12 protein-coding genes and 5 tRNA genes are annotated in these 13,035 nt (G+C 58.3%); 11 read left to right on the plus strand and 6 right to left on the minus strand.

The window, feature by feature from the left end:
* Positions 1–192 precede the first annotated feature (192 nt).
* The 6 genes from Q9290_RS06540 (at position 193) to fabA (ending at position 5,717) form a co-directional block, all read left to right on the plus strand.
* Positions 193–1,482 (plus strand): tyrosine-type recombinase/integrase, encoded by a 1,290-nt coding sequence (locus Q9290_RS06540; protein WP_306078836.1) that lies wholly within the window; start codon positions 193–195, stop codon positions 1,480–1,482.
* Between the two features lie 231 nt (positions 1,483–1,713).
* Positions 1,714–2,016, plus strand: a complete 303-nt coding sequence (locus Q9290_RS06545) for an MTH1187 family thiamine-binding protein (RefSeq protein ID WP_306078837.1) — start codon at positions 1,714–1,716, stop codon at positions 2,014–2,016.
* A 256-nt stretch (positions 2,017–2,272) separates the two neighbouring features.
* A complete protein-coding gene (locus Q9290_RS06550) occupies positions 2,273–2,755 on the plus strand; it encodes a hypothetical protein (protein WP_306078838.1) in 483 nt (160 codons plus the stop codon).
* 33 nt (positions 2,756–2,788) lie between these two features.
* Positions 2,789–3,061, plus strand: coding sequence for a hypothetical protein (locus Q9290_RS06555; RefSeq protein WP_306078839.1), 273 nt, complete (start codon positions 2,789–2,791; stop codon positions 3,059–3,061).
* A 78-nt stretch (positions 3,062–3,139) separates the two neighbouring features.
* Positions 3,140–5,095 (plus strand): AAA family ATPase, encoded by a 1,956-nt coding sequence (locus tag Q9290_RS06560; protein WP_306078840.1) that lies wholly within the window; start codon positions 3,140–3,142, stop codon positions 5,093–5,095.
* Positions 5,096–5,186: 91 nt separating this feature from the next.
* On the plus strand, positions 5,187–5,717 hold the full coding sequence (gene fabA, locus Q9290_RS06565) for a 3-hydroxyacyl-[acyl-carrier-protein] dehydratase FabA (RefSeq protein WP_306078841.1): 531 nt from the start codon (positions 5,187–5,189) through the stop codon (positions 5,715–5,717).
* 106 nt (positions 5,718–5,823) lie between these two features.
* Here fabA and rmf read toward each other — a convergent pair whose 3' ends face one another.
* The 4 genes from rmf to rlmKL form a co-directional block, all read right to left on the minus strand.
* A complete protein-coding gene (gene rmf, locus Q9290_RS06570; protein WP_107852562.1) occupies positions 5,824–6,000 on the minus strand; it encodes a ribosome modulation factor in 177 nt (58 codons plus the stop codon).
* A 319-nt stretch (positions 6,001–6,319) separates the two neighbouring features.
* Positions 6,320–8,221 carry an ATP-binding cassette ATPase Uup gene (gene uup / locus Q9290_RS06575; protein WP_306078842.1) on the minus strand — a complete coding sequence of 634 codons (1,902 nt, stop codon included), beginning with the start codon at positions 8,219–8,221 and terminating at the stop codon, positions 6,320–6,322.
* Positions 8,218–8,451 (minus strand): glutaredoxin family protein, encoded by a 234-nt coding sequence (locus Q9290_RS06580; RefSeq protein ID WP_306078843.1) that lies wholly within the window; start codon positions 8,449–8,451, stop codon positions 8,218–8,220. Before Q9290_RS06580 ends, uup begins: the two co-directional genes overlap by 4 nt.
* Complete coding sequence (rlmKL, locus tag Q9290_RS06585; protein ID WP_306078844.1) at positions 8,448–10,550, minus strand: bifunctional 23S rRNA (guanine(2069)-N(7))-methyltransferase RlmK/23S rRNA (guanine(2445)-N(2))-methyltransferase RlmL; 2,103 nt, start codon at positions 10,548–10,550, stop codon at positions 8,448–8,450. Before rlmKL ends, Q9290_RS06580 begins: the two co-directional genes overlap by 4 nt.
* 215 nt (positions 10,551–10,765) lie before the next feature.
* Between rlmKL and Q9290_RS06590 the strand changes: the two genes are divergently transcribed.
* The 5 genes from Q9290_RS06590 (at position 10,766) to Q9290_RS06610 (ending at position 11,311) form a co-directional block, all read left to right on the plus strand.
* Positions 10,766–10,842, plus strand: a tRNA-Met gene (locus Q9290_RS06590).
* A gap of 41 nt (positions 10,843–10,883) precedes the next feature.
* Positions 10,884–10,960 (plus strand) — tRNA-Met (locus Q9290_RS06595).
* Between the two features lie 39 nt (positions 10,961–10,999).
* A tRNA-Met gene (locus tag Q9290_RS06600) sits at positions 11,000–11,076 on the plus strand.
* 42 nt (positions 11,077–11,118) lie between these two features.
* Positions 11,119–11,195, plus strand: a tRNA-Met gene (locus Q9290_RS06605).
* 39 nt (positions 11,196–11,234) lie between these two features.
* A tRNA-Met gene (locus Q9290_RS06610) sits at positions 11,235–11,311 on the plus strand.
* A gap of 61 nt (positions 11,312–11,372) precedes the next feature.
* Here Q9290_RS06610 and Q9290_RS06615 read toward each other — a convergent pair.
* Positions 11,373–11,909, minus strand: a complete 537-nt coding sequence (locus Q9290_RS06615) for a cell division protein ZapC (protein WP_306078845.1) — start codon at positions 11,907–11,909, stop codon at positions 11,373–11,375.
* 88 nt (positions 11,910–11,997) lie between these two features.
* On the minus strand, positions 11,998–13,005 hold the full coding sequence (gene pyrD, locus Q9290_RS06620) for a quinone-dependent dihydroorotate dehydrogenase (RefSeq protein WP_306078846.1): 1,008 nt from the start codon (positions 13,003–13,005) through the stop codon (positions 11,998–12,000).
* Positions 13,006–13,035: the final 30 nt, after the last annotated feature.

Consider the following 13,035-nt stretch of genomic DNA (forward strand, 5'->3'; position numbering starts at 1 on the left):
CGCCTGGGCAAAGGCCGAACCCAGCCAGGCGAGCATGCGGGCAGGTTCCCAAGCATCATTTCATGGCAATGGCTCCGGTTGAATGAACAAACCAAAAGCATAGAGCAGTGCCGAAAGCACAAGGCTCATTGCCGATAACTGGATTTATCGGCATTATGCGCACACCACTCGATTGATGTTTCTTTCTTATATATGGACACGCCACCGGTTTTTCCTCTGTTTGACGCCCCCCAACACCTGGAAGAGGGCAACAGCCTGGTGAACCAGCATATTGCCCAGCTCACCCTCAACCGGGTATCCGACGCCGCCTTTATTTACGAGCATGCCATGGAGTGGCTGCTGGAAAGCCGCTACAGCGAAAACAATTACAAGACCTACCGCAGTGAGCTGACCACCTTTTTGCACTGGTGCCTGGAGGTGGAGCAGATTTCACCGGTGGACGTGACCCGGCGCACCATGAACCGCTATGTGGACTATTGTCTGGCACCACCCAAAACGCTGATTGCCTACCGTAACGTGGCCCAGTTTGTGGCTGACAAGGAGCTGGGTGAGCGCCGGCCCAATCCGCTGTGGCGGCCGTTTCTGGGTAAAAAAACCGATGGCATCGAGCAGCCGTACCGGCTCAGCGACAAGGCCCTGAAAACCAAGATGGCGGTGCTGTCTTCCTTTTATGGTTATCTCATCAACGAGGAAGTCACCGAGCGCAACCCGGCCACCATGTGGATGCGTCACAGCCGGTTTGGCTCACCGGCCCCGGTGGCAGCCACCCTGAGTGACGAAGACGAAGTACGGGTATTCAGCGATCTGCAATGGTCCTATGTGATGAACACGGCCCGGGCCCTTGCCGAAAGTGCGCCGGAGCGCCACGAACGCACTCTGTTTCTGGTATCGCTGATGTACGGCTGTTACCTGCGCATTTCCGAAGTGGCGGCCCGCCCGGGTTTTTCCCCGGTGATGAGCCAGTTTCGCCGGGATGCCAAAACCGGCATCTGGAGTTTTTACATTCCCGTCAGCAAAGGCGGCAAAAAGCGCACCGTGGCGGTCTCCCGGGAATTGCTCGAGGCGCTCAAGCGCTATCGTACTTATCTCGGGCTGTCGCCACTGCCGGCACCCGGCGAGGCCATTCCCTTATTCGTCCGTCATCGCGCCGCCGGGCGAGGCCGGGATCAGGGGCTGATTAATGCCAACCTGGGCATACGCCAGTTGCGTGAACTGCTGAACGAGCTGCTGGCCGCCGCCGCCGATGCCGCCATGGCTGATGGCTTTGATCAGGACGCCAGTGAAATGCGCACGCTCACGGTGCACGGCATTCGCCATACCGGCATTACCCACGACATCAACTACAACGGCCGACCCTTGTCTCATGTGCAGGCCGACGCCGGCCACGACAGCATCGACACCACGTCGCAATATCTGCACACCGGCAAGGTGGAACGTCATGAAAGTGCCGCCAACAAACGCCTGGATCGGTTACGGGAGTGATAACACCGATAACCCCGAGATAAGGTCAGGGAGCCGGAACTCGGGCCCAGGAGTGGCCCAATAACCTGCAAATACATAACTTCGCATAATGTATATTATGTTAAATATGGTATTCCTAAGCCGTGTACTGGCCAATCCAGACCCTGGATCTGGCCCTTGTACTGTTCCCGCGCTTTGGCTCGAATGACAGAGTGATTTACTCAATGGTTCATTTCAATTCAAGGAGCAGTTATGTACGTACTGATGGATATCATGGTGTCACCCGGCGGTGTTGGCGTTTCGGTGTCGCCTTACGTGGCCATGTGTCAGCAGATTTTTGAGGATGCCGGACTCACGCACACCATGCATGGCTACGGCACCAATGTTGAAGGCGAATGGGATGATGTAATGGCGGCGGTCAAGCGTTGCCACGAAGTACTGCACGATGCCGGTGCCGTGCGCATTACCAGCCATATCAAGCTCGGCACCCGCAACGACCGGGATCAGACCATGGCCGACAAGGTCACCAGCGTGCAGCAAAAGCTGAATGGTTAACGGTTGAGACGCTTTTAATAGCCAGCCTGCGGCTCATTGGTTTCACGAAGCAACATCAGGGTTGCCTGATCCGACACGCTGCAAAACGGTCGGAAACGGCAATCCCTGACATTGCTTCGCATGGTACACCACCCAACATTTTATGCTGCCCGGTCTCAAATATTACCGGGGCTGTATTCGGGCTCGAAGACAATTATTCTGCCAAAGGCCCTTATAACCATCCTTTGTTTACTTGCGGCCAGGGGCTGATTACACTTTGCGCCTGTTTTTTCACTCCATCCTGAGCGGCAAGGAGATTCCGTTGCGCCTGATTGCCAGTTTGCCCTGGTACGATTTGCCACCGGCGCGAGCCGGGCTCGATGCGTTCTGGTGCGCGCTGCGGTACGAGCTGGAGCAAGTCTGTGCCCTGCCCTTGCCTCGCACTCTTGAGCGCAGCCTGCCGCTGATCGATCAGTGGTCCCATTCGGGCTTGTTGTTGAGCCAGTGCTGCGGGCCCGACTTGTTTACACCCGCGGCCCGTCACCTGGTGCCGGTGGCCCGGCCGGTCTTTGCGGATCTCGACTGTGCCCCCGGACATTACTACAGCCATATCGTGACAGCGTGCCGCACCTTGCCGGCACGACCCCGGCTGGTGGTTAATTCACCGAGCTCGCGCTCCGGTTGCGCGGCCCTGTACGAATGGCTGCGCCATCACTACATTGAGCCCGGCCCCCTGAGCACCAGCGGTGCGCATGCGTAAAGCCTTGAACAACTGCGAAACGGCGAGGCCGATGTGGCCGCCATCGATGCCCACAGCTGGCCACTGCTCAATACTCATGGCATCACCATTATCGACCGCAGTGCCTGTGCGCTGGCACCGTCCTTTGTTATGCATGCCGGCGCTCCCCTTAAGCCACAACAACTGGCTGCCGCCCTGGCGGTGGCCATTGACTGCGCCGGTGAGGCCATTGGTATCCGCGGACGGCTTGACGTCAGCCGCCGGGACTACCGGCTTAATTCGCCTGGCGCGCCGGTATCGGCCGGCAGCTGTGCCTTGTCAGGCTGAGAATATGGCCGGACCGGCTGTAACCGAAGCGCGGCTGCAGTATACTGGCCGCCATCGACCCCTAGAACGAGTGAACCAGTGCAACCACTGAGCCCGGCCGAGCTGGCCCCTGCATTCTCATTACCTGAACTCACCACTCTGAATGATACGGCTCCCCTGCCCTTTAGCGCCCTGCAACAACGGGCCGATTCGGCCTTTGCCACGCTGTCGGGCCTGAACAGCGTCAACCCCATTTTATTGCTGAACGGCTTTGCAGGCCTTGATGTGGAAGAGCTGGTTCAGGATCTGGTAAAACACCATGCCAATCACGCCGATCTGTTCGACCTCTGTTACGCGGAAAACCTGCATCATCCGCAAAAGCCCATCTGGCTGCGGCTCAAGGCCGGCACCGGCATCGAGTTCTGCGAGCTGGTGGGTCAGCTGCTGGAGCTGAGCTCCCGGCATCTGGAAGCGGAGCACATCGTCGAGCGCATTCTCAAAAAGCAGGACCAGGATGAGAAAGTGGCCGACTATCTGTCGGATCTGGCCCAGCATGTGGCATCGGGTGGCGGGTTCAGCCATCCCGTCCTGATCAACCTGATGGTGCACCGCCACGACGATCGCATACCCATTGTGCATGCCCGTCAGTTCACCCCCGAACAACTGTTTGGCGCCATTCATTTTCAGACCGAGCAGGGCTCTGTGTTCAGCCATCATCACCTGCTTGAGCCGGGGCTGATCCATCAGGCCAACGGCGGCTATCTGATCGTACCCATCGAGGAGTTGCTGGATCAGCCCAATCTGTGGTTCCGGCTGAAGAACGCCCTTGCCACTCAGCGGGTGGAATGGAGCCGGCCCAATGAGATGGCCGCATTTTATTTTCAGCCCGAGCCGCCGCCGCTGGATGTGCACCTTATTCTGGTAGGGGATCGCCTGGCCGTGGCCGAGCTGCACATGCTCGACCGGGAGCTCGACACCCTGGCGTTTCTGCGTGCCGATATCATTCCCGAATGGGATGCGGTGGCAGACCTGCCTTCCTATCTGGGTTACCTGGCGCACCTTCGCCAAAAGCACGGCCTGCGCGACATGGATGCCGGCGCCGTGGCCCGGCTGTGCCGCTACGGCAGCCGTATTACCGAGCATCAGCACCGGCTGTCTCTGGTGGAAGCCCATCTGGTGGCCATGATGCAGCTGGCGGATGTGATTGCCGCTCGCGAACACAGTACACTTATCACCGAGCAGCACCTGCGCCTGGCTCAGGAAGAGCAGGACCAGCGGCTTAACTTTCTGGTAGAGCAGTCGGATCTGGGCGTACGTGACGGTCAGTATCTGATGCAGACTCAGGGCAAGGAAATCGGTCAGATCAATGGCCTGTCGGTGATCCAGATTGCCGGCCATCCTTACGATTTTGGCGAGCCGGTTCGTCTCACGGCCACCGTGCACCTGGGCGACGGTGACGTGGCCGACATCGAGCGCAAGGCCGATCTGGCCGGTCATATTCACGCCAAGGCGATGATGATCATTCACGGTTATCTGGCCAACCTGTTTGGTGCCGAACACCCCTCGCCGCTGTCGGCCAACCTGGTGTTTGAACAGTCCTACCACGAAATCGACGGCGACAGTGCGGCACTGGCCGGTCTCTGTGCCCTGCTCTCGGCCCTGTCCCGGGAGCCCATTTACCAGCACTTTGCCATTACCGGCGCCGTGGATCAGTTTGGCAACGTGCTGCCCGTGGGCGGTGTGAACGAAAAAATCGAGGGCTTTTACCGGCTTTGCCGGCTTCAGGGCGTCACCGGTCAACAGGGCGTGCTGATCCCGGCCAGCAACCGGCTGCAACTCAACCTGTCGGACGAGGTCGCCGATGCCGTGGCGCAGGGGCGATTCCATATCCATCCGGTGGCCCGGGTGGAAGAAGCCATCGCCCTGTTGATGGGCTGTGAGGCGGGCAAGGTGGATGACCCCTATACTCTGTTTGGTCGCATACGTGAACGGCTGGACGACCTCAACGGTCATAATATGGAAAGCAGTTTTTGGCGCCGGTTGTTACGCCGTTAAGAGATCGGACTTGTCTGGCGCACAGCTGTTCGCTAAAGTGACGCCAATTTTACACCCGGGCCGAGTGCCCGATGAAAAACGGAAAAGTGAAATGCCTTCACAAAAAGAACTGGGTAAACACAGCTTTACCAGAGAAGAACTGCTGGCCTGCAGCCAGGGCGAGCTGTTTGGCCCCGGTAACAGCCAGCTGCCCGCCCCCAACATGCTGATGATGGACCGCATCATGCACATCAGTGACGAGGGTGGCGAGCACGGTAAGGGCGAGATCGTGGCCGAGCTGGATATCACTCCCGACCTGTGGTTTTTTGACTGCCACTTTCCCGGCGACCCGGTGATGCCCGGCTGTCTGGGCCTGGATGCCATGTGGCAGCTGGTGGGTTTCTTCCTGGGCTGGAAAGGCGGCCCTGGCAAGGGCCGTGCCCTGGGCGTGGGTGAAGTGAAGTTCACCGGCCAGATCCTGCCCACCGCCAAGAAGGTCACCTACAAGATCACCCTGAAGCGGGTGATCTGGCGCAAGCTGATCATGGGCATCGCCGACGGCGTGGTGGAAGTGGATGGCCGCCCCATCTATGAAGCCAAGGATCTGAAAGTGGGCCTGTTTACCGACACCTCCACTTTCTGATCGCCGGCTCGCATGCCAAAGGCTTCGCGCTCGCGAGGCCTTTTTTGTGCCCATACGTGAAGGCCCCGCAATTGCGGGGCCTTTTTGTTGATGATGAATACGTTACTTACTTGATGAAGAGGCCGGAACCTTTGTCTTCCATGGCATCTCGCCAGCCGCCCAACCAATGGCCTTTGGCGTCGAAATCGGTATAGGGGCACTGCTCTTTGGAACGTCCACTGACTCCAGCTTGGTAACCGCGGGTACGCGCTCTTTCCAAACGGTCACGTTTTTGTCTCTTCATAGGTATTACCCTCGTTTAATCAACAAAAAGTGCGCGGCGTGTTCATCCTGCCGCTCTTAAGTGATAGATGAGTTGCACCACGTTCTCAAGGGGTAATTTTCGAGCATAGGCCAGGACCGCGTTTTAGCGACTGATATTTATGAAGTTTTGATGAAAAAGCAAAATACTGAAATGTGAGTTTGATCACTTTGAAGGCGGGTGGCCGGAGAATTGAATCAGTGTCATTCCGGGATTGCGCCGGCACCTGGTCGCGGCGGCGGGTAAAAAGATGCCGGCGCAAGGGCCGGCATGTCAAATAAATGAAGGTGGCAACACAGGGTTAACCGGCCGCCAGCTCTTCCAGCTCTTCCCAGCGGGCAAAGGCTTCTTCCAGCTCGCTTTCCACCGCCGCCAGCTGCTGCAGCGTTTGCTGGGTCACGTCTTCCGGCTGAGTGAAAAAGTCCGGACTGTTGATCGCTTCCTGCAGGGCTTCAATCTGTTGCTCAAGAGCTTCAAGTCGGGCCGGCAGGCCGTTCAGCTCCTGCTGCTGTTTATAAGACAGCTTTTTGCCGGCCGAAGGTTTCGGCTTCTGCGACTTCACCGGGGCGGCCTTGTCTGCCTTGACCGGCGTCGGCTCGGCCTGGCGTTCGCGTTGGGCCAGCATGTCCTGATAGCCGCCCACAAACTCATCCACCCCACCCTTGCCGTCAAAGGTCCAGCAATGAGTAGCCGTGTTATCGATAAAGTCCCGGTCGTGACTCACCAGCAACAGGGTGCCCTGGTAATCAGCGAGCAGCTCTTCCAGCAGCTCCAGGGTTTCCACATCCAGATCGTTGGTGGGTTCATCAAGCACCAGCAGGTTGCTGGGCTTCAGAAACAACCGGGCCAGCAGCAGACGGTTTTTCTCACCACCGGACAGCGCCTTCACCGGGGTGCGGGCGCGCTTGGGCTCAAACAAAAAGTCCTGCAAATAGCCCAGCACATGGCGGGACTTACCGCCCACTTCCACTTCCTGTTTGCCGTCGGCCAGGTTATCCATCACGGTACGCTCGGGATCGAGCTGCTCCCGGTACTGATCGAAATAGGCCACATCCAGCTTGGTGCCGCACTTGAGGGTGCCCTGTTTGGGATCCAGGCGTCCCAGCAGCAACTTGATAAGGGTACTCTTGCCACAGCCGTTGGGGCCGACGAGGGCAATTTTGTCGCCCCGCTGCACCAGGGCGGAAAAGTCGGTGATAAGCGGCTTGCCCTCATAGTCAAAGCCAAGGTGCTCGGCCTCGAACACAATCTTGCCCGAGCGGCGCACGTCATCCAGGGTGACCGAGACCTTGCCCAGGCTTTCCCGGCGTTGGCTGCGCTCATTACGCAATGCCTTGAGTGCCCTCACCCGGCCTTCGTTACGGGTGCGGCGGGCCTTGATGCCCTGACGGATCCAGGCTTCTTCCTGGGCCAGACGCTTGTCGAACAGGGCATTCTGCTCGGCTTCCACCCGCAGGGCTTCTTCCTTGTTGACCAGGTAGTCGTCGTAGTTGCCGGGCCAGCTGGACAGCTTGCCCCGGTCAAGGTCGAGAATGCGGGTGGCCATCTTGCGAATAAAGGCCCGGTCGTGGCTGATAAACACGATGGCGCCGCGAAACTCCACCAGAAAGTTTTCCAGCCAGGCTATGGCGTCAATGTCCAGGTGGTTGGTGGGCTCGTCCAACAGCAGAATATCGGGGTCGTTGGCCAGCGCCCGGGCCAGGGCCACCTTGCGCAGCCAGCCGCCCGAGAGATCCTTGAGCCGGGTGTCGCCATTCAGGCCCAGCAGGGTCAGGCTCTGGTTAATGCGGGTATCAAACTGCCAGCCGTTGGCGTGCTCCACCTGCTCCTGCAGCCGCATCAGTTCGTTCATGGCCTTGTCGGAGCTGTCGTGACTGACTTTTTCAAGCTGGTGATGGTAACGGGCCAGCAGCTCACCCAGCTCGGCCAGGCCGGCGGAAACATAGTCGAACACGGTCTGATCGTCGTCAACCTGGGGGGGATCCTGCTCCAGCCGGGCAATCACCACATCCTGCTGTACCTGGCGACGGCCGTCGTCAAGTTGAATGTCGCCGGCGATCACCTTCATCAGAGTGGATTTGCCGGCGCCGTTGCGGCCGACGATACACAGCCGCTCGCCGGCCTGAATGTTAAGCTCCACGCCATCCAGCAGCGGCGCATCGCCGTAGGCCAGCAGGGCGTTTTGCAGGGTAAGCAGACTCATGATTGTTCCTGATTAAATGCAATAAGATCATCGGCACTGAAGGGCCAGTCCAGCTCGGCACCGTCTTCCCGGCGCAGCACCGGAATGCGAATGCGGTAGGCGTCAAGCCACTGTTCGTTGTCGATGATGTCCTTGATATCGGTGTCGGCGGCCAGTCCGGTCTGCTCCAGCAGACCCCAGGCCTGTTCACACAGGTGGCAACCGTCGGTGGAAAACAGCGTCAGGCTCATTGTTCACTCCAGCGAATTTCCCAGCAGTTGTGAATGTGCGGGTTACGGGCAAAGTCCTTGGGCAGGGTTGATCGGGTGATGTTCTTTGCATCTAGGCCCATTGCCGCCAGGCCGTCGAGATCCATTTTGAAGTTGCGCTTGTTATTGGAGAAGATCAGCAGACCGTCCTTGCGCAGGTGCTTGCTCAGCAGCTGCAGCAGTTCAAGGTGATCCCGCTGCACGTCGAAACTCTCTTCCATGCGCTTGGAATTGGAGAAGGTCGGCGGATCACAGAAGATCAGATCATAATCGCCATCGGTGTTGGCCAGCCAGCTCAGGCAGTCGGCCTGCACATACTGATGACGACGATCATTCATGCCGTTTAACTGCATATTGCGCTCGGCCCAGCCCAGATAGGTTCTCGACATGTCCACCGTGGTGGTGGAGCGGGCGCCGCCCAGGGCGGCGTGTACGGTGGCGGTGCCGGTGTAGGCGAACACATTGAGTACGTCCTTGCCCTTGGAAAGCTCGCCCAGGCGCTTGCGAATGGGTCTGTGATCCAGAAACAGACCGGTATCCAGATAGTCGTGCAGGTTCACCAGCAGATGCGCATTGTGCTCCTGCACGTCCATCCACTGCTCACGTTTGTCGAGCTTTTCATACTGCTCACTGCCCTTTTGGCGAGCGCGCACCTTGAGCACCACCTTGTTGCCGGGCACGCCGGTCACCGTCATGGTGGCCTGCACCAGATCATAGAAACGGGCGCGCGCCTTGTGCTCGGGCACGCTCTTGGGGGCGGCGTATTCCTGGATCACCAGGTGGTCCTGATAACGGTCGATGGCGGCGTTGTATTCGGGCAGGTCGGCGTCATAGAGGCGATAACACTCAATGCCCTCGTTCCGGGCCCACTTGTCCAGGGTCTTGATGTTCTTGGCCAGGCGGTTGGCAAAGTCTTCCGCCAGCGGCCGTGCCGGCCGGGCATCCTCGGCAATGGCATAGTTGCGCAGTTCACAGGCCAGGGCGCCGTTAAACAGCTTGTAGGTTTTTTCCGGACGCAGACGCAGGCAGCTGAGCAGCTCCGGCGAGCTGGAAATCAGGCTCACATGCCAGCCCTTGAACTGATCCCGCAGGGTGTCGCCCAGACCCTGATGCAGGCCCAGCAGAGACGGAAACTCGCTCAGGCGCTCGCCGTAAGGCGGGTTGGAAATCAGCCAGCCCGGCTGCTCACTCGGGTTTTTAAGCACACTCACCGAACCTTGCGCAAAGTTGATCAGGCGCTCTACACCGGCGGCCTCGGCGTTGTCCCGGGCAAAGCCCAGCACCCGTTTGTCCTGATCAAAGCCATAGATGACGGCGTCAGCCTTGTTCAGGCCGCGGGTGGCGCGCACTGTGGCTTCGGCGTGCAGACTTTGCCACAGCTCCCGGTCGTGACCGGACCAGGCCATAAAACCAAAGCGCGGGCGCAGCAGGCCCGGCGCCTGATCGGCGGCCATCAGCGCGGCTTCTATCAGCAGGGTGCCGGAGCCGCACATGGGGTCCACCAGCGGACTTTTGGCATCCCAGCCGCTGCGCAGCAAAATGGCGGCGGCCAGGTTTTCCTTCAGTGGTGCCTCGCCCGCCTGCTGGCGGTAGCCGCGCTGATGCAGTGCCGGGCCCGACAGGTCCAGGGTAATGCTGACCCGCTCGCGCTTCAGGTGCGCCAGAATACGAATGTCGGGAAAACGCTTGTCCACACTGGGACGTTCGCCCCGGCGCTTGCTTAAGCGATCAACGATGGCGTCCTTGATCTTCAGGGCACCATACTGAGTGTTGGTGATGGCCCGGTTGCTGCCGGAAAAGTCCACCGCAAAGGTCTGGCCTTCTTCTATATGGGTTTCCCACTCTATATTGCTGGCGCCCAGGTAAAGGTCCATGTCGTCGCGCATGGGAAAGTCGGCCAGCTGCAGCATGATGCGCGAGGCCAGCCGTGACCACAAACAGGCCCGGTAGGCAACATCCAGTTCGCCCAGAAAGGCCACACCGGCCACGGTTTCCTGCACCTGGCTGGCGCCAAGGGCTTGCAGTTCGTCGGAGAGTAAGGATTCCAGGCCCTTGGGGCAGGTAGCAAAAAACGGCAGCATAATCACGCATGGTCAGAAATAGAGAGGCCATATTATACATGAGTGACAAGGCGATATCTGCGGATTAATGGTGGGCAAGCGGTCCATGACGGCGTAAAAAACGCCAATGCGCATAACAGTTGACCATGTCGCTGCTTTGTTGAGCGAGCAAAATAAAGTTTCAATCAAGGGGTTGCGTTCGGTGAGGCGGATCACTAGTATACGCAGCCTGAGGACGCGGGATGGAGCAGTCTGGTAGCTCGTCGGGCTCATAACCCGAAGGTCGTCGGTTCAAATCCGGCTCCCGCAACCAGTTCTCAGAAGCTGTAAAAATTTGTAAATACAGGTATCGGCCGCGGGATGGAGCAGTCTGGTAGCTCGTCGGGCTCATAACCCGAAGGTCGTCGGTTCAAATCCGGCTCCCGCAACCAACCGGTTTTGTATTGCAAATGAAGAAATCAAGCACCTGGCGCGGGATGGAGCAGTCTGGTAGCTCGTCGGGCTCATAACCCGAAGGTCGTCGGTTCAAATCCGGCTCCCGCAACCAACTTGATTTCAATACGGCAGCATCAAGATGTAATACCCCTGGCGCGGGATGGAGCAGTCTGGTAGCTCGTCGGGCTCATAACCCGAAGGTCGTCGGTTCAAATCCGGCTCCCGCAACCAACTTGATGTTTGAACAAGAAAACAGATGTATACACCGGCCGCGGGATGGAGCAGCCTGGTAGCTCGTCGGGCTCATAACCCGAAGGTCGTCGGTTCAAATCCGGCTCCCGCAACCAATCCGGTGAACACTCTCCCCTTCCTTTCAGTACTACCCCATAAAAAACACATCGGCCGGTATTAACCGACCCGACGCATTTCCTGCAGTTGAGTATCTTCCTCCAGACTGAACAAACGATCGTTCATCACCTTGATGGCGCCAAACACCGGCAATTTCTTTGAGTCACTCAGCAGTACATCCGCCGAGAGCGAGATGCACAACGACGCTGATGGTGAGGTTTCCACCACCATCATGGCCAGGTTGCGTTCACCGCTGTCGAGGCCAATCAACTCGCCCAGCTGAGGCTGGTGATAGTCGGCCTGAGGCTCAAAAAACCAGCTCTGGGGCATCAATGGCTTGTAAAAGCGAGCCACGGCCACACCATTCAGTGCCGCCTGTACCCGTCGCGAGGGCGTTGCCACACAGCTGAGTTTGTCGAGAAAGGTATAATAGAGCCCGGTGTCTTCCACCGAGAAATTCTGGCGCATATTCTCGGCGCAAATCAGTTTTTTTTGTAAGTAGGGAGTGGCAAACAGCATTTCCTCTCCCAGATCCAGCATCAGGTGCCGGTCTGCGCCGACAAACCAGCACCACTGATCATTTGGTTGTAGCAGCATTCACACACCTTGTGAAAATAAAAAAATGTCCCCCAAAACGTTAAATATATATTGAAATACTCGCCTGGGGGCAAATTATTATGACAGCTTACAGATAGGTTGCCAGGTTTTGTACCAGTTTAGGGCCATGATAAATGAAGCCGGAATAGACCTGCACCAAGCTGGCGCCGGCAGACATTTTCTCCCGGGCGGCGGTGAGCGAGTCGATGCCCCCTACCCCGATGATCGGCAGCTTGCCGTCGAGCCGGCGTGACAGCTCGGCAATCACCTGGGTGCTTTTGTTCTGCACCGGCCGGCCACTGAGCCCGCCGGCTTCCTGGGCGTGGGGCAGCTCAAACACCAGTTCCCGGTCCAGGGTGGTGTTGGTGGCAATCACGCCATCGATATTAAAGCGCACCAGGCTGTCGGCAATCTGCTCGATTTCAGCCTCGTCCAGATCCGGGGCAATCTTTACTACCAGCGGCACCTGCTTGTGGTGTTTCTGGGCCAGCTCGGCCTGCTTTTCCTTTAATGAGCTCAGCAGATCGTCCAGGGCATCGCCATATTGCAGCGAACGCAGATCCGGCGTATTGGGTGAGGAAATGTTTACGGTAATATAGCTGGCGTGTTGATAGGACTTTTCCATGCAGATCAGGTAATCGTCCTTGCCATGCTCAATGGGGGTGTCCTTGTTCTTGCCGATATTGATACCGAGAATGCCGTTGTAGCGGGCCTGCTTCACGTTCTCGATCAGGTAATCGATACCCAGGTTATTAAAGCCCATGCGATTGATGATGCCTTCGGCGGGCTTGACCCGGAACAGCCGGGGTTTGGGATTACCGTCCTGCGGCCGGGGCGTCACCGTGCCCACTTCCACAAAACCAAAGCCCATGGCGGCAAAGGCATCGATACACTCGCCGTTTTTGTCGAGACCGGCGGCCAGGCCCACCGGATTGCTGAAGGTCAGACCCATCAGCTCAACCGGGTTATGAATGGCCGGGCGGCGGTACAGGGCTTCCAGCGGAGTGCGCTGGGTTTTGGCCAGGGCCTTGATGGTCAGCTCGTGGGCATGTTCGGGGTCACACTGAAACAGCAGGGGTTTTACCAGGGAGTACACGTTTTGTTTCCTTATAAAAAAGCCCCGGTC

Source organism: Oceanimonas aquatica (genome assembly GCF_030732065.1).
GTDB lineage: Bacteria > Pseudomonadota > Gammaproteobacteria > Enterobacterales > Aeromonadaceae > Oceanimonas.